Annotated in this window: 18 protein-coding genes and 1 pseudogene; 12 read left to right on the forward strand and 7 right to left on the reverse strand. The window is 68.3% G+C overall.

Annotated features, from left to right (window positions below):
* Window positions 1-8: 8 nt before the first annotated feature.
* Both EV139_RS07805 and EV139_RS07810 read left to right on the forward strand, forming a co-directional pair.
* Complete coding sequence (locus EV139_RS07805; protein ID WP_241988996.1) at window positions 9-578, forward strand: flavin reductase family protein; 570 nt, start codon at window positions 9-11, stop codon at window positions 576-578.
* Window positions 575-2,161 carry a phytoene desaturase family protein gene (locus tag EV139_RS07810; protein WP_130453758.1) on the forward strand — a complete coding sequence of 529 codons (1,587 nt, stop codon included), beginning with the start codon at window positions 575-577 and terminating at the stop codon, window positions 2,159-2,161. The genes EV139_RS07805 and EV139_RS07810 overlap by 4 nt, the downstream gene beginning before the upstream one ends.
* 69 nt (window positions 2,162-2,230) lie before the next feature.
* Here EV139_RS07810 and EV139_RS07815 read toward each other — a convergent pair whose 3' ends face one another.
* The 5 genes from EV139_RS07815 to EV139_RS07835 all read right to left on the reverse strand — a co-directional run bounded on the left by EV139_RS07815 (window position 2,231) and on the right by EV139_RS07835 (window position 7,760).
* On the reverse strand, window positions 2,231-2,632 hold the full coding sequence (locus EV139_RS07815) for a RidA family protein (protein WP_130453759.1): 402 nt from the start codon (window positions 2,630-2,632) through the stop codon (window positions 2,231-2,233).
* Between the two features lie 5 nt (window positions 2,633-2,637).
* Window positions 2,638-3,408, reverse strand: a complete 771-nt coding sequence (locus tag EV139_RS07820; protein WP_130453760.1) for a cyclase family protein — start codon at window positions 3,406-3,408, stop codon at window positions 2,638-2,640.
* Window positions 3,409-3,520: 112 nt separating this feature from the next.
* Window positions 3,521-5,905: a bifunctional salicylyl-CoA 5-hydroxylase/oxidoreductase gene (locus tag EV139_RS07825; RefSeq protein WP_130453761.1), complete on the reverse strand. Its 2,385-nt coding sequence runs from the start codon at window positions 5,903-5,905 to the stop codon at window positions 3,521-3,523.
* Between the two features lie 95 nt (window positions 5,906-6,000).
* Window positions 6,001-6,897, reverse strand: a complete 897-nt coding sequence (locus EV139_RS07830; RefSeq protein WP_130453762.1) for an acyl-CoA thioesterase — start codon at window positions 6,895-6,897, stop codon at window positions 6,001-6,003.
* Window positions 6,894-7,760 carry a fumarylacetoacetate hydrolase family protein gene (locus tag EV139_RS07835; RefSeq protein WP_130453763.1) on the reverse strand — a complete coding sequence of 289 codons (867 nt, stop codon included), beginning with the start codon at window positions 7,758-7,760 and terminating at the stop codon, window positions 6,894-6,896. The genes EV139_RS07830 and EV139_RS07835 overlap by 4 nt, the downstream gene beginning before the upstream one ends.
* Before the next feature lie 169 nt (window positions 7,761-7,929).
* On the opposite strand from EV139_RS07835, the gene EV139_RS07840 reads away from it, so the two are divergent.
* Together EV139_RS07840 and EV139_RS07845 are read left to right on the forward strand one after the other, a co-directional pair.
* Complete coding sequence (locus EV139_RS07840; protein WP_130453764.1) at window positions 7,930-8,334, forward strand: RidA family protein; 405 nt, start codon at window positions 7,930-7,932, stop codon at window positions 8,332-8,334.
* 52 nt (window positions 8,335-8,386) lie between these two features.
* The gene (locus tag EV139_RS07845; protein WP_237464465.1) at window positions 8,387-8,785 is read left to right on the forward strand and encodes a PaaI family thioesterase; all 399 of its coding nucleotides are present in this window, start codon (window positions 8,387-8,389) and stop codon (window positions 8,783-8,785) included.
* A gap of 66 nt (window positions 8,786-8,851) precedes the next feature.
* Here the strand turns inward: EV139_RS07845 and EV139_RS07850 are convergent, their stop codons facing one another.
* Window positions 8,852-9,337, reverse strand: a complete 486-nt coding sequence (locus EV139_RS07850) for a VOC family protein (RefSeq protein ID WP_130453766.1) — start codon at window positions 9,335-9,337, stop codon at window positions 8,852-8,854.
* Window positions 9,338-9,457: 120 nt separating this feature from the next.
* Here EV139_RS07850 and EV139_RS07855 point away from each other — a divergent pair, with 120 nt between their 5' ends.
* The 8 genes and pseudogenes from EV139_RS07855 to EV139_RS07890 all read left to right on the forward strand — a co-directional run bounded on the left by EV139_RS07855 (window position 9,458) and on the right by EV139_RS07890 (window position 19,254).
* Window positions 9,458-10,279, forward strand: coding sequence for a PaaX family transcriptional regulator (locus EV139_RS07855; protein ID WP_130453767.1), 822 nt, complete (start codon window positions 9,458-9,460; stop codon window positions 10,277-10,279).
* Window positions 10,280-10,591: 312 nt separating this feature from the next.
* The gene (locus EV139_RS07860; RefSeq protein WP_130453768.1) at window positions 10,592-11,797 is read left to right on the forward strand and encodes an ABC transporter substrate-binding protein; all 1,206 of its coding nucleotides are present in this window, start codon (window positions 10,592-10,594) and stop codon (window positions 11,795-11,797) included.
* Between the two features lie 12 nt (window positions 11,798-11,809).
* Window positions 11,810-12,586, forward strand: coding sequence for an ABC transporter ATP-binding protein (locus tag EV139_RS07865; RefSeq protein ID WP_130453769.1), 777 nt, complete (start codon window positions 11,810-11,812; stop codon window positions 12,584-12,586).
* The gene (locus tag EV139_RS07870) at window positions 12,583-13,314 is read left to right on the forward strand and encodes an ABC transporter ATP-binding protein (RefSeq protein WP_130453770.1); all 732 of its coding nucleotides are present in this window, start codon (window positions 12,583-12,585) and stop codon (window positions 13,312-13,314) included. The genes EV139_RS07865 and EV139_RS07870 overlap by 4 nt, the downstream gene beginning before the upstream one ends.
* A complete protein-coding gene (locus EV139_RS07875) occupies window positions 13,311-14,192 on the forward strand; it encodes a branched-chain amino acid ABC transporter permease (protein ID WP_157993017.1) in 882 nt (293 codons plus the stop codon). The genes EV139_RS07870 and EV139_RS07875 overlap by 4 nt, the downstream gene beginning before the upstream one ends.
* Window positions 14,189-15,283, forward strand: a complete 1,095-nt coding sequence (locus tag EV139_RS07880; RefSeq protein ID WP_130453771.1) for a branched-chain amino acid ABC transporter permease — start codon at window positions 14,189-14,191, stop codon at window positions 15,281-15,283. The genes EV139_RS07875 and EV139_RS07880 overlap by 4 nt, the downstream gene beginning before the upstream one ends.
* Window positions 15,284-16,732: 1,449 nt before the next feature.
* A pseudogene (locus EV139_RS16300) lies at window positions 16,733-17,167 on the forward strand (thiamine pyrophosphate-dependent enzyme); the annotation flags it as partial.
* A 419-nt stretch (window positions 17,168-17,586) separates the two neighbouring features.
* Window positions 17,587-19,254, forward strand: coding sequence for an indolepyruvate oxidoreductase subunit beta family protein (locus EV139_RS07890; protein ID WP_130453773.1), 1,668 nt, complete (start codon window positions 17,587-17,589; stop codon window positions 19,252-19,254).
* Window positions 19,255-19,526: 272 nt separating this feature from the next.
* Here EV139_RS07890 and deoC read toward each other — a convergent pair whose 3' ends face one another.
* Window positions 19,527-20,204, reverse strand: a complete 678-nt coding sequence (gene deoC, locus EV139_RS07895; RefSeq protein ID WP_130453774.1) for a deoxyribose-phosphate aldolase — start codon at window positions 20,202-20,204, stop codon at window positions 19,527-19,529.
* Between the last annotated feature and the right edge of the window lie 15 nt (window positions 20,205-20,219).

Raw genomic sequence — 20,219 nt, forward strand, 5'->3', positions numbered from 1 at the left:
AGCACACCGTGCCACTCACCACGCAGACACTCGCGTCCTCAGCCGCAGAGGGGGAACCCATGAACACCGTTGTCGACTCCGAGCACTTCGATCCGCGCGACCTGCGCAGCGCGTTCAGCCAGTTCGCCACCGGGGTGACGGTTGTCACGACCATCACCCCCGACGGCGAGCGGATCGGGGTCACTGCAAACTCGTTCACATCGCTGTCGATGGACCCGCCGCTCGTACTGTGGTGCCCGGGCCGGCACCTGCGCAGCCTGCCGGCGTTCGAGACCGCGAGCCACTTTGCAATCAATGTGCTCGCGAGCACGCAACAGCACCTGTCCCGTCAATTCGCCACCGGCGCATCGGACAAGTTCGAGGGTGTCCCGCTGCGCTCTGGTGTCTCCGGCATCCCGGTGCTCGAGGGGACGCTCGCGACGTTCGAGTGCGAGACCGTCGCGCGCCACGAGGCCGGCGACCACGTCATCTATATCGGGCAGATTCGGGAGTACACGCACGCCGCGGCGGACCCGCTCGTGTTCCACGGCGGCAGCTATCATGGCACCACCACGCAACGAAGCACGGAGGGTTCATGACCACAGTCGTCATCGGGAGCGGTATCAACGGAATGGTTGCCGCGGCCGAGCTCGCACGCTCGGGGGTGCAGACGGTACTGATCGAGCGCGCAGATCAGATCGGCGGGTTCATCGCGGCGGAAGACGAGCTCACAGTCCCGGGGTTCACACACGATACGTACTCATCCTGGCACCCACTGTTCGTCTCGGGCGCCGCGTACGCCGAGCTCGGCGACGAGCTCGCTGCGCGGGGCCTGGCCTACAGCAACAGCGAGTCTGCCGTGACGGCGAGCACCGCGACGGTCGCCGGCGAGCGCCGCACGTCGATCGCCTACCGCGATCCCGAGCGCACGGCGGCGGGGTTCGCGGCCGCGTCAGATCGGGACGCGTATCTCGGTATGCTGGCCGAGTTTGGCACGCGCGCGCCGACCATCTTCGGGGCGCTCGGCGCGGAGCTCGGCTCGACTCGGGTGCTCGGTGGGCTCGGCTGGCGCGCGGTGCGCGCGCTCAAGGTCGCGGGGGTCGAGGAGCTCGCCCGCGACGCGCTCACGAGCGCGCGGAGCTACCTGCGCCGCAAGTTCACCGGGTGGGAGGTCGACGCGCTCTGGACCCCGTGGGGGCTGCACTCCGGCCTCGGACCGGATCACGCAACCGGCGGCATGATGATCCCGGTCTTCGCGGCGGCAATGCACCAGTTTGGACTCCCCATCGTCACGGGCGGAGTCGGTTCATTTCTTGCCGCGTTCGAACAGCTGCTGCGCGACGCCGGCGTCGAGATCCGCACAGGTGAGGAGGCCGAGGAGATCATCGTCTCGGGCGGCAAAGTGACGGGTGTTCGCACCTCGTCCGGCACGATCGCGGCGGACACGGTGCTCGCCAGCGTCTCGCCGGGCGCGCTCTACGGCACGCTGCTCCGCGACGTCCCCGGGGTGGCCGCCCAGCGCGAGAGCGCGGCGAGCTACCGCCCGGGGCGCGCGGCCATGCAGCTGCACCTGGCGCTCGACAGGCCTGTGCAGTGGGAGGATCCGGCGCTCCGCGAGGTCCCGCTCGTGCATCTGAGCGATGGTTCAGGCAGCACCGGGATCGCGTGCGCGCAGGCCGAGGCCGGGTTGCTCCCGTCGCTGCCGACCGTCGTGGTGGGCCAGCAGAGCGTTGTCGATCCGAGCCGCGCACCCGAGGGCAAGGCCACGCTGTGGTTGCAGCTGCAGGAGGTGCCATTTGCCCCCGTTGGCGACGCGGCCGAGCGCCTCGACGTGCGCGGGGGCTGGGACGACGCCGGTCTCCGCGAGGGCTACGTGCAGCGCGTACTCGACCGCCTGGAGGAGTTTGCGCCGGGCACCACCGCTTCGGTGCTGGGCACCCACCTGATCGCCCCGACCGATCTGCTCGCCGCGAACCCGAACGCGATCGCGGGCGATCCGTACGCGGGCTCGGCTGAGCTCGACCAGAACCTGCGCTGGCGCCCGTTCCCCGGCGGGGCGGAGCACCGCACGCCCGTCGCCGGGGTCTGGCACATCGGCGCGGCAACGCACCCCGGCCCCGGGCTGGGCGCCGGCTCCGGCCACATCGTGGCCCAGCGGCTGATCACCGGCCGCACCAGGTAGGCCACACCAGGGAGGCCACACGACAGGGGCCCGCGAGCACACGCTCGCGGGCCCCTGTCGTGTTCCGGGCTAGTCGGGGATGACCGCGGTGACCTCGATCTCGATGAGGGTGCCGGGGATCGCGAGCCCAGAAATGCCGACGATCGTCTGCGCGGGGTGCTGGTCGCTCCCCTGCACCTCCTCGATCATCGCGGTGATGACGGCGAACTCGGTGGGGTGCACCGTGTAGATCGTGCGCCGCACTACGTGCTCCCAGCTCGCGCCTGCCGCGGCGAGCGCCATGCCGACGTTCTGCATCGCGGCGCGGGTTTGCGCGCCGAGATCGTCCCCGCCGATCAGCCCGAAGTCTGGGCCGAGCGCGAGCTGGCCCGCGAGGTGCACCGTCGTGCCGGGCGGCGCGATCGCGACGTGGCTGAAGCCGGGCGACGGGTGCAACTCGGGCGGGCTGAGTAGCGTGCGTGTCTGACTCATCTGGCTCAGCCGTTGATCAGCGCGTAGATCCGGGAAGGGCTGCCGCCGCCGCCCACGATCGGGAGCGGGGCGACGACGATCACGGCGCCGGTCGGCGGCAGCTGCGCGAGGTTCTGCAGCGAGGTGATCCCGTATTTATCGTTACCGAGCAGGTGAAAGTGCGCGGGGAACGGCGGGTCGAGCTCGGCGCCGCGACCGGCGTCGATGCCCACGGTCTCCACGCCGACGCCCGAGATATTTGTCTCCTCGGCCAGCCACTTCGCGGCCTCGGCCGTCATTCCCGGTGTGTGCGAGCCGGTGTCGTCGGCATTCAGGAACGCAACCTGATCGTCTGAGAACTGGTCCCAGCCGGTGCGGAAGAGGACCCACGCGTTGTCGGGCAGTGCGCCGTGCTCGGCCTCCCACGCCTGAATGTCGGCGACGGTGACGAGGTGATCTGGATTCTCGGCCACCTGGGCAGTGAAATCGAGCACCACTGCCGGGCCGATGAGACGCTCAGGCGGAATGCTCGCGACGTCGTAGCCGTCGCGGCCGCTGATCCAGTGCACCGGCGCGTCAAGGTGCGTGCCGATGTGCTCACCGGTGTGGATGTTCTGGTGCATCCAGAACGGGCCGGGCTCGTTGTACCGGCTCACCTCTTCGAGGCTGAAGTCGATGAGGTTCGCGAACGGATCTGGCAGCTGCAGCGTGGGGGTCTGCGCCGACAGCGTGTTGGTGAGGTCGACGATGCGGAGGGCGCCGCTCGCGAGCGCCGTGGTGATATCGGTGGTGGTCATGATGCGGTTCTCCTCGTTGAGATGTGATGACCTGGGCGGCCGGGAGCACATCGACGGTGCGCTCCCCCGGTCTGGTCCCGAGATGTGATCCTAGTGCTGGGGTATACCGGGTCTAGACAGCTGCGACCGTGCGCCCTCCAATCCACCTCGTGTGGGTGTCGTCGGTGTCGGCGCCCTCGTGCAGCAGTTCGAGCCGCGGTCGAACCGCATCGGTGCGTGCGGTGGGTGGCTTGCGCCGCCCGGCGCGATACGGGTCGATCCACGCCGCGGCGTCGCCGCGGTACTCCTGATCCGCGGCGGCGTGCAGCGTCCAGTGCGGATCGTAGAGGTGGCTGCGGCCGATCGCCACAATGTCGCAGCGGCCAGCGAGAAGCAGTGAGTTGACGTCGTCGTACGAGGAGATCGCACCGACCGCGATCACGGGGACCCCGGCCTTCTCCGCCACGCGGTTGCGAATCTTGTCGGCAAACGGCGTTTGGTAGCTCCTGCCGAAGCGCGGCTGCTCGGCCTTGGCCACCTGACCCGACGACACATCGATCGCGTCGGCACCGTGCTCGATAAACGCCTCGGCGATCGCCACGGCGTCGTCGTCGGTGTTGCCCCCCGGCACCCAGTCGTGCGCCGAGATGCGCACGAGGAAGGGCTTATCGGCCGGCCACACCGCGCGCATCGCGTCGAACACCTCGAGCGGGTAGCGGAGCCGGTTTTCGAACGAGCCGCCGTACTCGTCGTCGCGCTGGTTCGAGATCGGCGAGATGAACGACGACAGCAGGTACCCGTGCGCCGCGTGCATCTCAAGCAGGTCAAAGCCTGCCTCGTCAGCGCGCTTGGCCGCGCTCACGTAGTCATCGCGGATGCGGTCGAGGTCGGCGCGGGTGGCGGCACGCGGCACGTTGCTGCCGGGACCGTAGGGGATCGCCGACGGGCCGAGAACCTCCCACCCGCCGGTTTCCACCGGGTCGTCGACGCCCTCCCACATCCGCTTGGTCGAGCCTTTCCGCCCGGAGTGCCCGATCTGGGCGCCAATCTTCGCGGTCGTGTTCGCGTGCACAAACTCGACGATCCTGGCCCAGGCGTCCCGTTGCTCGTCGGTGTACAGCCCCGGGTCGGCGGGCGAGATCCTGCCGTCCTCCGAGGGCGCAATCATTTCGCTCATCACGAGCCCGGCCCCGCCGATCGCGCGGCTGCCGAGGTGCACAAGATGGTAGTCGCTGACAACGCCGTCCTCCGCCGAATACTGGTTCATCGCCGAGACCATGATCCGGTTCTTCAATTCGAGAGTGCCGAGCTTCGCCGGCTGGAACATCGCGGGGACGTCCTCGCCCGCGACGCGGTCGGCAAAATCGCGCTGCATCATCTCGGCGAACTCGGCGTCGCGCAGCCCCAGGTTCTCGAAGGTAATGCGCCGCGAGCGCGTGAGCAGGTTGAACGCGAACTGCAGCGGTTCCTGGTCGGCGTACTGGCCAATGTTCTCGAACCACTCGAGCGAGGCCTGGGCCGCACGCTGCAGCGACAGCACGACCGGCCGGCGCTCATCCTCGTAGGCGGCGAGCGCGGCCGCGAGGTCGTCGGGGTGCTCGTGCAGGTTGGCGGCGAGCGCGAGCGCGTCCTCAAGAGCGAGTTTCGTCCCGGATCCGATCGAGAAGTGCGCGGTGTGTGCCGCGTCCCCGAGCAGCACGACGTTGCCGTGGCTCCACCGCTCATTGCGCACCGTGTTGAAGGTGATCCACTTTGAGTTGTTGGTGAGCAGTGTGCCACCGGCAAGCTCATCGGCGAAGATCTCTGCGAGCTTCGTCACTGAGTCGGTGTCGCTCACGCCGGGCGGGAAGCTCTGGCTCTCGCTCGCGTCGAAGCCGGCTGCGCGCCACACGTCCTCGTGCATCTCAACCAGGAACGTACTCTCGGAGGCCGAGTACGGGTATGCGTGCACCTGGATGATGCCCCAGGGCGTGTGCTTCACGTGGAAGGTGAACGCTTCGATCGCTCGGTCGAGGCCCAGCCAAATGAACTTTGACTGCCGGGGATCGAGCGTCGGCTTGAACGACTCGGCGTAGTGCGGGCGGATGCGCGAGTTGATCCCGTCGCACGCGATCACCAGGTCGTAGTCACGCGAGAGTTCGTCGACGTCGGGGGCCTCGGTGCGGAAGTTGATGGTCACCCCGAGTGCGAGCGCGCGCTCCTGGAGCAGCAACAGCAGCTGCTTGCGGCTGGTCGCCGCGAACCCCTGCCCGCCAACGGTGATCCGCTCGCCCTTGAAATGCACGTCGATGTCACTCCACCGCGCCGAGTGCTCCTGCATCGCAGCGAACACCTCGGAGTCCGAGTTCTCGATCCCGCTGAGCGTCTCATCGCTGAACACCACGCCGAACCCGAACGTGTCGTCGCGGGCGTTGCGCTCCCAGATGGTGATCTCGTGGCTCGGATCGAGCCGCTTCGTCAATACGGAGAAGTAGAGCCCGGCCGGGCCGCCTCCGATGACTGCAATTCTTTTACCCATGCGCGGGTCCTTTCTCAGTGTGCGTCAGGGCCGGCCGCCCACCGTTGGGAGGCCGGGTGTGAGGTGTGGGGTCTGGTGGGGTCGTGTCCCCGCCGCTATGAACCGCGGCGAATCATTCCCTCTTGCGCAACGGTGGCGATGAGCGTGCCCGTGCGGGTAAAGAAGCGGCCGATGTTCAGGCCGCGACCACTCTGCACACCGGCGCTCTCCTGGGCGTAGAGGATCCAGTCGTCGGCGCGGGCCGGGGTGTGGAACCACATGCTGTGGTCGAGGCTCGCGGTGACGAGGCCGGGCGACGACCAGTGCAGCCCGAGCTCGCGCAAAGTCGGCTCAAGGATCGTGTAGTCGCAGGCGTATGCGAGTGCGAGCTGCTGCGTGCGCTGGTCGGCGGGAAGCTCGTCGAACGCACGCAGCCACACGCCCTGGTGCTGGCCGGGAACCCCGTCAACCTCGAGGTAGAGCGGGCCGGCGATGTGCCGCATGTCGAACCCGCGCCCGTGCGACCAGTAGTCAGTCGCCGCGGAGTGTCCCCCGTCACGCGCCGCGAGGTACTCGGCGGCGCTCGGGAGGGTCTCGGGCTGCGGCACCTCTGGCATGGCTGGGGCGCGCGTCTCTCCGGTTTCGGGAACCTGGAACGAGGCGGTGGTGAGAAAGACCGGCTTGCCGCCCTGGTAGCCGCGAACGTGCCTGGTTGAGTATCCGCGGCCGTCGCGCAGCAGTTCAACCTCGTAGCGCACCGGCTCACCGATCGATACCGGCCGAAGGAATGAGCTGTGGAGCGCGTGCAGCTCACGATCGTCGCCGACGGTGGCGAGCGCGGCGGCCGCGGCCTGCGCTACGGAGTCACCCCCGTATGCTTTCGGCCACGGCACGTACTGCGGCACCACCTCGAATGCGCGGTCAAACACTTCGGCGTCGCGCTCGGTGAGCTCAATCGCTGCGAGAAAGCGCCGGGTATCCGCCGAGTTCTGTGCGGGTTGCGCGGTCGTCATGCTGTGTCCTCCCGTGTCTGCTGTGGTGCGTGCGCGGAGAGCCGCATGGTGTTGCTCAGGCTGCCAATCCCCGCGATCGTGGTGGTCAGTGTCTCGCCGTCCCGGAGCCAGCGCGGCGGCGAAGCGCCGAGGCCGACGCCGCCGGGTGTCCCGGTGAGAATGATGTCGCCCGGGCCAAGCTCAGTGAACTGCGAGACGTACGCGACGAGATCGGCGGCGTCGAAGACAAGCTCGCTCGTGCTGCTGCGTTGCACGGTCTGGCCATCGATGTCGCAGCGAATGTCGAGGCCGTCACGCGGGGAGACTGCGTCCGCGGTGACGACCACGGGGCCGAGCGGGGTGGTGCGATCCCAGGCTTTCCCCTGAAACCACTGCAGGGTGCGCGACTGCCAGTCACGGCAGGAGACGTCGTTCGCCACCGTGTACCCGAGGATCGCCTCTTCCGCAGCGGCGCGGTCCCCGTACCGGAGGCGCGACCCGATGACCACGGCGAGCTCGGCTTCCCAGTCGACGCGGTCGGAACCCGCGATCACAATATCGGCGGTCGGGTCGGTGAGCGTGTCAGCGAACTTCGCGAACAGGGTGGGGTACTCGGGGATCTCGCGCCCGGTCTCGACGATGTGATCGTGATAGTTCAGGCCGCAGCACACGATCTTCGCCGGGCGCAGGATCGGGGCAGCGAGTTCCGCGGCGGCGCTCGGAACCCGTTCGCCCGCAGAGCGTGCCGCGGCGACGCGCTCGCGCCAGCCGGACTCCGCGATGAGTGCCCCGACGTCTGCCGCGTCGAGCAGCAGCCAGTCGTCGTCCTCGCGCACGGCGGCGCGCGTCGCTCCGACACCAGTGCGAATCGTCCCCAAGTGCATCGTTGCTCCCGTAGGTAGGTTGGGGCGGTGCGCCCCGCTGCCGTTCGAAGTCCGTTCACCGAACGCTTCATAAGTATGTCAGAATATTCACGAACGTCACAAGTACGAGATACATCGCGCACTCGTGACCTCCCCCACCGATGGGCCACGGGCCCAGAAAGAGACGACGATGTCAGCAGAAATCATTAACCCCCCGCAGCTCGTCACCCCGAAGGGCTTCGCCCACGGCGTGAAGGCCGGGCCGTTCGTCTACCTCGGCGGGCAGACCGCACTCGACAGCGACTACAAGATCGTGCCCGGCGGCATCATCGAACAGTTCACACAGGCATTCAGCAATGTCCTCGCGACGCTCGAGCACGCCGGCGGCAAGCCGTCCGACCTGATCGACGTCACGATCTACCTCACCGACGTCGACGATTACCAGCGCAACGGCCGAGAGATCGGCAAGATCTGGCGCGAAATGGCCGGTACCGAGTACCCGGCGATGGCCGGCCTCGGCGTCACGCAGCTGTGGCAGCCAGAGGCGCTCATCGAGATTCAGGGCGTGGCCTACATCGGCGACGACCCCCAGTAACACCCCGCAGCGATGCACCAGTAGCGCACCAGTGATGCAAAGGAGCAGCACAATGACCCCCGCCACAGGCCCAGTCCAGACCATCCTCGGGGAGCTCGACGAGCGCCTCGGAATCGAATTCGTCCACGTCAGCGCAGAGCGCGCCGTCGCGACCATGCCCGTCGCAGGCAACCGCCAGATTACCGGTTCACTGCACGGTGGCGCGTACTGCACACTCGCAGAGACGCTCGCCGCGCTCGCCGCCTGCGAGCACGCGGGGGACGGCCGCACCGCCGTAAGTCTCGACATCAGCGCGACACACACCGGGCGCGCGGCCGCCGGACGCGTCACGGCGAACTGCACGGCTATTCGCCTCGGCAAGTCCGTCGCGGTCTACGCCATCGAGATCGACGACGACGAGGGGCGCCGCGTGTCAACCGCCCGCGTCACCACGGTGCTCCGGGACGCATAGCCGAGTCACGGCAGCAACACTGGGCCACGCGCGATCGCGCGTGGCCCCGTGTTGCATTCCCAGCCGCTACCCGCTCCACATGTACGTGTACGGGTGCGAGCACGCCTCGAACACGTTGCCCCACGGGTCTTCGCAGTACACGATCTCGAAGCCGCGGTCCGGGTCGATGGCCACCACCTCCGAGCGCTGCACTCCGCCCGCGGCGACCACCTGCTCGGCGAGCGCCGCCACATCGCGCGCCGTCACCGCGAAGTGGTTCACGCCGCTGCGCCAGAACTCGAACGCGTCCGCCGGCCGCTCGTACGCCGGGGCGTCGAACTGAAACACCTCGAACCCCGCCCCGTCCGGCGATGCCATGTGCGCGAACTGAAACCGGGTGAACCCCACCCCGTAGATGCCGGTGGCGGCCACCCCGAGCGGGCTGTCATCCTCGTGGACCGCGATCGGCCCGGCCAGAAGATAATACCCGAGCACCTCGCGGTACCAATCGACGGCATCGCCAAGATTCGGTACCGTAATACCGACGTGGGAGAACGTGGGACTGATGTTCATGAACGCTCCTTCAATCTGAGCACACTCCGTCGGGCTCCTCACAAAACTGTCACGATTCTGTGATGATCGCAACAGAAATGTCGAGGACCTCACCCTCGCAGAGCAGACAGGTCCCAACACATGAGTTCACACACCTCCCGCACACTGCTGGTCACCCTCCTGGGCGCGTTCGCCCGCCGCACCGGCAACTGGATGCCCATTAAGGGGATCGTTGCACTCCTGGAGGAGCTCGGGATCGACGAGTCGAGCACCCGCACCGGAGTCTCCCGCCTCAAGAAGCGCGGCTGGCTCGTCCCAGAAAAGCGGGACGGTCGCAGTGGTTACCACCTCACCGCCCTCGCTCAGGGCATGCTCGCATCCGGCGACGAGTACATCTGGCACTCGCGCCAGCCCGCGACACTCTCCGACGGCTGGTGCATCGCCACGTTTTCAATCCCGGAGCAGCATCGCGCGAAGCGCCACCTGCTGCGCTCACGGCTCGCCTCGCTCGGCTTCGGCAACGTGGGGCAGGGGGTCTGGATCGCGCCGGCGCGCATGGCGGCCGACGCCCTCGAACTCATTGATCACCTCGAACTCACCAACAACACCAACCTCTTCGTCGGTCGACACGGCGGGGGTCAGGATCTCACGCGCATGGCCCGCGAGAGCTGGGACCTCGACGGCATCGACGCCGGCTACCGCGAGTTCATCGCGCGCCACCAGCCCGGACTCCAGGCGCTCCTGCGCCGCGCACCCGAAGAGCTCGCCCCGCGCGATTTCTTCGTCCACTACCTGCGCGCGCTCGACGACTGGCGCATCCTCCCCATGCGGGATCCAGGCCTCCCCCGAGAGCTCCTACGCAGCGACTGGGCGGGGGACCCGGCAACGCGCCTGATCGAGGAGATCGTGACGCGCCTCGACGACGCGGCGTTCGCGTTCGTGACGGATACGATCGCCGGATAACCGCTTCACACCAGCCCTCAGCGCCCCCGGGCTGCCGCACCTCGCGCCGGCACCCCGCGGGCGCCGGCGTTCCCGGGCGCCCGTAACCGCGCGTTCACGGCAGCATTACATTTCAAACATTCTATTGACGAACGTTACGTATCTGGGATAGATATTGTGCTGTCGCTGTCGACACCTGGGGGTCCGGCGTTTCGGAAGACATCCGAAACGCCACGTCGTTCTCGCCCAGCACCGGCGCCGACGAGTCCGACCACACCCAGACGAGGCGCCTCAGAGTCGAGCCGCCCCGTCGTCACAGGAAGGCCCGAGACCATGCGGAAACCCGCCCTCATCTCACTCACGGTTGCCGCCGTGGGCGCGCTCGCACTCTCCGGATGCGTGGCAGCAGCCCCCGATCCCGGCTCAAACTCCGGGGGCGAGACCGCCGCGAGCGGCGACACCATTCTCATCGGCGCGGTGATGGCCGAGACCGGCTTCATGTCGCCGTTCGACACCCCGGCGCTCAACGCCATGAAAATCGCCGTTGACGAGCTGAACGATGCCGGCGGCATCGACGGCTCCCCCGTCGAACTCTCCGTGATCGATACTGGCTCAGACTTCGAAAAGTACGCGCCAGCGGCGCAGAGCCTCATCGACGACGGCGCGAAGGTGCTGATGGTCACCTGCGACTACGACACCGCGGTGCCCGCGTCCCAGGTCGCCGAGCAGAACAACATTCTCAACATCGCACCCTGCGTGGGCGACACGATCTATGGCCCCGAGGGTGGACTCGAGATCGGCTTCTCGCTCGGCAACGCCGTCCCCGGCGAGGCAAGCGTGATGGCCGAGTTTGCCGCCGACCAGGGCTGGAAGAGCGCCGTGTTCGTCAAGGATGACTCGATCAAGTACACGCAGAACCAGTGTGAGACCGCGGCGAAGCGCTTCACCGAGCTCGGCGGCACCGAGATCGCGACCTACACCTTCAAGCAGGGCGACTCGATCAAGGAGACGGTGTCGAAGATCTCCGGCGGCGAGGCGCCAGACGTGGTCTTTAACTGCAGCTACGGTGAGGGTGGCGGCAAGGCCGCGAAGGAACTCCGCGACGGCGGCATTGACACCCCCATCGTCTCGGGGTTCGGCATGGACGGCACGTTCTGGCTGGGCGCAATCCCCGGGCTGACCGATTACTACATCGTCACCTACCCGTCCGTGTGGGGCGACGACAGCGATCCGAAGGTCAATGAGGCGTCTGCAACCTACGAAGAGGTCTACGGCGCACGCCCCGAAAACGGCAGCATGACGACCGGCAACGCGGCGATCGAGGCCGTGCAAATCGCGTTTGACGAGGCAGGCTCCTGGGACGGTGACAAGCTCGCGGCGGCGTTCACCGGGTTTACCGACGTGCCGCTGCTCGTGGGGCCCACCTCGTTCTCGGAGGAGCTGCACGTCAACGTGGACCGCCCCCAGCGGGTGCTCCAGGTCGCCGACGGTGCGCTCACGCACCTTGAGACGCGCGCGCCCGAGAAGGTCATCCGCTAGTCGGATCCAGCAATGATGCACAGCACCGCAGCTCCCCCCGCAGGCACCGCAGGCCTGCGGGGGGAATCCCTCTCACGCGCCTACGCCGGTGTGCAAGCACTCAGTGACGTCACACTCGACATCCCGCGCGGCCGGGTCACCGGCCTCATCGGCGCGAACGGCGCGGGCAAATCGACCCTCGTGAACATCCTCACCGGCTACGACCGCCCGGACACCGGCCGGGTAACCGCAGACGGCGACGACCTCACCGGCGTCCGCGCTGAGCGTCGCGCGCGCCGCGGCGTCGCGCGCACGTTCCAGCACGGTCACCTGTTCAGCCGGTGCACGGTGCTCGAAAACGTCGAGGTCACCGCCCTCGCCTGCGGCGCTGGGCGCCGCGCGGCCCGGACACTCGCCCGCGAGCTCCTCGGCGAGCTGCAGCTTGGCGAGTGGATGCTGCACGACGCTGACCGGCTGCCGCACGGGGTCGAGCGGCGCCTCGGCGTCGCCCGAGCGCTCGCCACTCAACCCAACTATGTGCTGCTCGACGAGCCCGCGGCCGGACTCAACGACGGCGAGGCAGCGCACCTGCGCGGCACGATGCGGGCGGTCGCAGCCCGCGACGTCGGCGTGCTGCTCATCGACCACAACATGCCGCTCGTGTTCTCGAGCTGCGACTACATTTACGTCCTCGGCGCGGGCAAGAACGTACTCGACGGCACCCCAGACGCGGTGCGCCACGACGAGCGCCTGGCCAGCAGCTACCTGGGCAGCGCAGCGCAGCAGATCGCGGACGGGGCGCTCGCATGAGGGCGCCGTCCGCGCCGGAGCGCCTCCTCACCGTCGCCGGCCTCCGCGTCTCCTACCGCGGCATCGCCGCGGTGACCGACGTCGACTTCCACGTCGACGCCGGCGAGCTCGTCGGCATCATCGGGCCGAACGGCGCCGGCAAGTCCTCGACGATGCACGCAATCGTCGGCGCGGTCCGCGCGAGCGCGACCACACTCGAGTTCGCTGGGCGCGGGCTCGCCGGACAGCCGACCGAGCGGATCGCCCGTCGCGGCATCGCGCTCGTCCAGGAGGGGCACAACGTCTTCGGTCGGCTCACCGTCCGAGAGAACCTGCGCCTCGGGTCAACCGCTCGCGCCAGCTCGGACGGCCTGGCCGAAGATCTGCGCTGGGTCCTCTCGCTGTTTCCGATCCTCGACGAGTTCGCCGACCGCCAGGCAGGCCTGCTCTCCGGTGGGCAGCAGCAGCAGCTCGCGATCGGTCGGGCGCTGCTCGCCGCGCCGCGGCTGCTCGCTCTCGACGAGCCATCACTCGGCCTCTCCCCCACCGCGGTCGACACCGTGTTCGCGTCGATCGCGGCGATCCGGGAGCGCGGCACCGCCGTGCTGCTGGTCGAGCAGCGCGCGCAGCAGGCGGTCGCAGCCGCGGACCGCACGCACGTACTCAGCGAGGGCCGCATCACCATGACCCTCGGCCCGGAACACGCGAACGACTCAGCCCTCCTCATGAAAGCGTATCTCGGCTCGTGAACATCATTCAGGCACTCTTCGACGCGGTATCGACCGGCGCCGTGTACGCGCTCGCGGCGCTCGGCATCGGCCTCGTGTTCGGGGTCATGCGGCTCGCGAACTTCGCGAACGGCGAGCTCATCACCGCCGCGGGCTACGCGCTCATCATCCTCTGGCCAGTCTCGTGGCCGCTCGCGATCGTCGCGTCCATCGCGGTCGCCGTCGCGCTCGCCCTCGCAATGGACGCGGCGGTCTTCCGCTGGATCCGCTCGCAGCCGCCCGCCACGCTCCTCATCGCGAGCTTCGGGGTGAGTATCCTGCTGCAGCGCGTCTACGATGGCGTCTTCGGCACGAACGTGCTCTCCGCGGCGGTCGCCCCGGGTCTCGCCACCTCGATTCGGATCGGCGAGCTTCGCATCAACCTCATCACGATCGTCTCGATCGTGCTCGCGGGGGTGCTCCTGGTGGCGGTGCGCGTCTTCCTCACACGCACGCGCATGGGGCTGCAGGTCCAGGCCGCGTCCGAGGACTTCCGCGCCGCGCGGGTGCTCGGGATCCGCGCGGGGAGCGTGATCGCACTCACGTTCGCCATCAGCGGGATCCTCGCCGCGGCGATCGCGTTCGTGCTCACCGCGCAGTCCGGGTCGGTCGGTCCCACCTTCGGGGTGCAGGTCACCCTGTTCGCCCTGATCGGGTCTACCATCGGGGGCCTCGGCAGGCTCGGCGGCAGCGTCGCCGGCGGGTTCCTCGTCGGATTCGCGGTCTCGCTCTTCACCACGTTCCTGCCCGCCTGGATCAACGACTTCCGTATCGCGTTCGTCTACTTGCTCGTGGCGATCGTGCTCGTGATCGCCCCCAACGGCATCTTCGCCAGCCGCACCTCGAAGGAGCGCACATGACCTCGTCGAACACCGCGCCGAACGCCGTACCGCGGCGCTTCCCCGGGATCGCGATCCCCGAGCCCCTCGCGAAGGTCTGGACACTCGCCGTGCCGCTCGTGGTCGTGTGGCTGTTTTCGTTCGGGGCGAGTGCGCTGTCGCAAACCGCCGCGATCGATCTCGGGTACGCGCTCGCGAACCTCATCATCGTGGTCGCAATGTGGACGTTTATCGGCAACAGCGGCGTACTCTCGTTCGGACACATCGCGTTCGTCGCGGTGGGAGCCTGGACGCTGTCGCTGCTCACGATTCCCCCGGCGATCAAGTCGTCGATCATGCCCGAGCTGTTCCCGTTCCTCCGCGACGCGCAGGCGGGCCCGTTCGTCGCGCTGCTCGCCGCTGCGCTGGTGGGCGGCGTGCTCGCGCTGCTCAGCGGACTCGCGTTCATGCGACTCAACGGACTCGAGGCCGGTATCGCGACGTTCGCGCTCCTCATGCTCGTGGTGCAGATCCTCACGTACTGGCAGCAGATCGGGCCGAAGGCCGGGCAGTCGATGACGGGGCTCCCGCGGAGCTTCGATCTACAAACGGTGCTCGTGATCGCGCTCGCGGTGATCGCACTCGCGTGGCTCTACGGCCAGAGCCGCAGCGCCAGAATGCTGCGGGCCTCGCGCGACAGCGTGCAGGCCGCCCCCGCTTCCGGAGTCCGGGTCACCCTGCACCGCCTCATCTCGTTCACCGTCTCCGGCGCACTCGCCGCGGTCGGTGGGGCAGTCTGGGTGCAGCTGAACGGCGTGGCGCAGGCCTCCCAGTTCTCGCTCGATTTCACGTTCACCACCATCGCGATGCTCGTGATCGGCGGGATGCGCTCGCTGTGGGGCGCCGTGGTTGGCACGCTCGCGATCTCGGCACTCAGCCACGTGCTTGGCCTGCTTGAGCAGGGCGTGCAGCTCGGCGGAGTGATCGTGTCGCTCCCGTCGGGAAGCCGGCTCATCACGCTCGGGGCAATCATGGTCATCATCCTGATTTTCAGGCCCGCGGGAATCACCGGCGGGCGCGAGGCGATGTGGCCGTTCCGGCCGAGGATCGCGCCGCCGGCGATGAGCGAGTAGTGTCCCTCTCGGGCCGCTCCACACTGCAAATAGTTCATTTCATTTGTGTGACGATCGCATTTTGTTTGATATATTTATCGGAACGGTCAATGGGGAGCCGTGCGTCAATGGTGACACGAAAGGGCAGAAATCATGGCTGAACGGTCGTTCGTCAACGAGGTGAAACTTCTCCGCTCGGGTGCTGGCAGTGAGCTGCACGTCGAGGGGATTCTGGCGGTCACGAAGGCACTTCTCGAATCAGGGGTCGCCTACGTCGGCGGCTATCAGGGCGCCCCGATCTCCCACCTCATGGACGTGCTCGGAGACGCGCACGACATCCTGGAAGAGCTCGACGTCTACTTCGAAAACTCCGCGTCCGAGGCAACCGCGGCCGCGATGCTGGCCGCGTCGGTGCACTACCCACTGCGCGGGGCGGTGACGTTCAAATCAACGGTCGGCCTCAACGTGGCCTCCGACGCGCTCGCAAACCTTGCCAGCGGCGGCGTGCAGGGCGGCGCGCTCGTAATCCTCGGTGAGGACTACGGCGAGGGATCCAGCATCATGCAGGAGCGCTCGCACGCGTTTGCGATGAAGTCGCAGATGTGGCTCCTCGATCCGCGCCCAAACATCACCGCGATCGTCAACACCGTCAAGCACGGCTTCGCCCTCTCCGAAGCGAGCAACACCCCCGTGATGCTCGACCTGCGGCTGCGCTCCTGCCACCTCCAGGGCTCGTTCGTGGCGGAGGACAACGTGCGTCCGCCGATGACGATCACCGACGCCGTCGAACACCCGCAGCGAGACCTCAGCCGCATCGTGCTGCCCCCGGCGAGCTTTTTGCACGAGCACGAGAAAGTGCACGCGCGCTGGCCGGCAGCCGTCGAGTACATCCGCGAGCACGGCCTCAACGAGTTCTTCGACGGCGACACCGAGAACATCGGCATCATCGTGCAGGGCGGCCTCTACAACACGGTCAACCGCGCACTCGAGCTGCTCGGCAACTCGGACGTCTTTGGCAACACCCGCATTCCCATGTACGTGATGAACGTCACCTACCCCGTCATCGACGAGGAAGTGCTCGAGTTCTGCCGGGACAAGGACGCGGTACTGCTGTTCGAGGAAGGGCAGCCCGACTACATCGAGCAGAACCTGCACTCGATCCTGCGCAAGGCGGGCGTCGAGACGAAGCTGCACGGCAAAGACTTGCTCCCCATGGGCGGCGAGTACACCACTCAGGTGGTCACGCAGGGCCTCACGAAGTTCCTTGAGCAGCACGCACCTGAGCTCCTGGAGACTCGGCCAGCGCTGCTGCTGCCGCCGGACAACCCGGCGAGCCCGTTTGCGCCGCGCGTCGATGCGAAGCAGGTGCAGGCCCGCCCACCCGGGCTGTGCACCGGCTGCCCCGAGCGCCCCATCTTCTCGGCGATGAAACTCGCCGAGAAAGAGACCGGCCAGGAGCACCACATCAGCATGGATATCGGCTGCCACCTGTTCGGCATCAACGAGCCGTTCAACCTCGGCGGCACCACCATGGGGTACGGCCTCGGATCCGCCGGCGCCGCCGCCCTCAACTCGCGCGATGCCGACCGGTCCACGATCGGCGTGATGGGCGACGGCGGGTTCTGGCACAACGGCCTCACGAGCGGCATCGGCAACGCCGTCTTCAATAAGAACGACCAGGTCGTGGTCGTAGTCGACAACTCGTACGCCGCGGCGACGGGCGGCCAGGACCTGCTCTCGTCGTACGGGCAGGCCGAGACCGGGTCGCGCTCCTCGCGCAACCCGATCGAGCGTGCCGTGCGGGGCGTCGGGGTGAAGTGGGCAAAGACCATGACCCACACCTACGACGTGGCCAAGCTCAAGAAGATCTTCGTCGAGGCGTTCACCACGAAGACCGAAGGCCCCAAGGTGATCGTGGCCCAGAGCGAGTGCCAGCTCAACCGGCAGCGCCGGGTCAAGCCGCAGGCGCAACAGGACATCGCGGCCGGCAAGCGCGTGGTGCGGCAGCGCTTCGGTGTCGACGCCGAGACCTGCACTGGCGACCACGCGTGCATCCGCATCTCGGGCTGCCCCTCGCTCACGCTGAAGGAGAACCCCGACCCTATGCGCACCGACCCGGTCGCCACCGTCACCGACACGTGCGTCGGCTGCGGCGTCTGCGGCGCGAACGCGCACGCGGCAGCCCTGTGCCCGTCGTTCTACCGCACCGACGTGGTGATCAACCCCAGCTGGCGCGACCGCGCCCTCGGCCGGGTTCGCTCCGCGTGGATCTCACTGCTGTCGAACCCCGTCGAGCGCCGCGCCAGCCAGTACGAGGTGGCCGCGTGAACACATGGACCACCGGCCGCCGTCCCATCACCATCGCGATTCTCGCAATGGGCGGCGAGGGCGGCGGCGTGCTCGCCGACTGGATCGTGTCGCTGGGAGAAGACTCCGGCTTCATCACGCAGAGCACCTCGGTCGCGGGCGTCGCGCAGCGCACGGGCGCAACGGTCTACTACGTTGAGCTCTTCCCGCGCAGCGACGCCGCCAAGACCGGCAGCGCACGCACCGAACCGGTGCTCAGCCTCTTCCCCACCCCCGGGGAGGTCGACGTGGTGATCGCGTCCGAGCTCATGGAGGCCGGCCGTGCACTGCAGCGCGGTTTCTGCACGCCGGACCGCACCACGCTCATCGCGTCTACGAACCGCGTCTTCGCCATTACCGAGAAGATCGCGCTCGGCGATGGCCGCGTCGACGACGAGAGCCTCATCGAGTCGGCCCGGCTCGGCTCGAAGCGGCTCATCGCCACGGACTTCAGCGCGCTCGCTGCGCAGGCCGGCAGCGTGATCTCCTCCTCCCTGTTCGGTGCGCTCGCCGGCTCCGGCGCGCTGCCGATCCCCCGTGAACGCTTCGAGGAGTCACTCAAACGCTCGGGCAAGGCGGTCGAGCGCTCACTCAAGGCGTTCGGCCTCGGTTTCGAGGCGGCCGAGCAGGCTGCGGCGGAGGCCCTCGCTGCCGCAGAGGCTGCTGCAGCCCCGACGCCGCAGCCCACCGGTCTGGGGCCGGTGCGCGTCACGATCGGCCGGCGCCGGCCGCGTGACCCGGAGGAGGAGGCATCCGAGGCCGCCGAGCGGCGGCACGCCGAGCTTGCCACGAGCGACCCGCGCGCGCTCGTGGGGCCGAGGATCGCCGACCGCATGGATCGGGTCGCCGATTTCGCCGAGCCAGCGCGGTCGATGGTGGTGCACGGCTGTGTACGCACGGCGCTCTACCAGAGTGCCGACTACACCGACCTGTTTCTCAACCGGACAGCACGGGTGATCCCGTTCGACGCGGAGCGCGGGGCCGACGACCCGGCTGTGCTCAGCCTCGAGGTGGCGCGCCACACAGCGCTCTGGATGGCCTATCAAGACACGATCCACGTGGCGATGCAGAAGCTACGCAAGCGTCGCATGGAGGGGGTGCGTGTCGAGGCGAAGGCCGAGAGCGGGCAGCTCACCCAGATCCGCGAGTTTCTGCACCCGCAGGTCGACGAGATCACCGACACGCTCCCCACGGGGCTCGGCCGGGCGCTGTCGCGCTCGAAGCTGTTCGAGAAGGTGGTCGGCAAGATCACCAGGGACGGCATGATCGTCAACACCACGTCGGTGGTGGGGTCGAGCATGCTTCGATTCCTCGTCTCTCTGCGCCCCATGCGCCCGCGCTCGCTGCGCTACGGCAGGGAGCAGATCGCGATCGATGCGTGGCTCGACCTCATCGTCGAGACCGCGGCCACCGACTACGACCTCGCCTGCGAGATCGCGAAGAGTGCGCGCGTGCTCAAGGGCTACGGGCAGACGCACGCGCACGGCTCCGAGAGCTTTACGCGGCTCATGGCGGCGGTTCCCGAGCTCGCGCCGCGGGAGGACGCGGCGAAGGCGCTCGCCCGCCTCAGCAAGGCGGCGCTCGCCGACGAGGACGGGGCGGCGCTCGGGCGCGAGCTCCGCTCGATGCAGCTCACCGTCGCCTAGCGGTGTGCAGGTGAGGGCGCGGGCGCGCGTGCCTCGCGCGCTCGCGCGGGGCACGCGCGCCCGGGTCTGCCCGCGCCCGGGGTTGCCCGCGCGCTCGTGCCCCGGACGAACACGGTCCCGAGTGGAGCCAAAAGCGCCCTTCGCGATTCGCGAAGGGCGCTTTTAGCGACACTCGGGGCAGCCAGGCGCGGGCTACGCAGCGCGGGCTATGCAGCGCGGCGGCGCAGCGCGAGCCACGCGGCGCGAGTGCCGAGCACGCGAGCCCCTCAGCCTCAGTAGGTGTCCTGCGAGGTCCCGCCGCTCAGCACCGTGCGGCTCGACGAGATTCCAAGCCGGCTCGCGCCGGCGCGCAGCATCGCCTCGGCACCGGCGCGGTCACGGATCCCGCCCGAGGCCTTGATCGCCACGCGGTCGCCGACTGCGCGCTTCATTACCTCGACGGCGTGCACACTCGCGCCTCCGGCCGGGTGGAACCCGGTCGACGTCTTCACGAAGTCCGCGCCGGCCGACTCAGCGGCGCGGCACACCGCGGTGATCGTGTCGTCATCGAGCGCCGCCGATTCGATAATCACCTTCAGCACGGTCGGCGCCGGCACAGCTGCACGCACCGCACTGATGTCGGCCTCGACCGCGTCGAAGCGGCCGTCGAGCGCCGCACCGATATCGATCACCATGTCGATCTCGTCTGCGCCCTGCGACACCGCGAGCGCTGCCTCGGCAGCTTTGACATCTGAGTGGTGCTTGCCGCTCGGGAACCCGCACACGACGGTCACCTTGAGCGTGCTCCCCTCGGGCAGCGCAAGCGGCAGCGCCGACGGCGACACGCACACGCTGTAGGTGCCGAGCGCGGCCGCCTCGGCGACCGTCTGCTCGATGTCAGCGCGCCGCCCCTCGGGCTTCAGGAATGTGTGGTCGATCGCGCGAGCAAGATCGGTGAGTTCAACAGTCATCGGTTCTTCTCCTTG

Source organism: Leucobacter luti (assembly GCF_004217175.1).
Lineage (GTDB): Bacteria > Actinomycetota > Actinomycetes > Actinomycetales > Microbacteriaceae > Leucobacter > Leucobacter luti.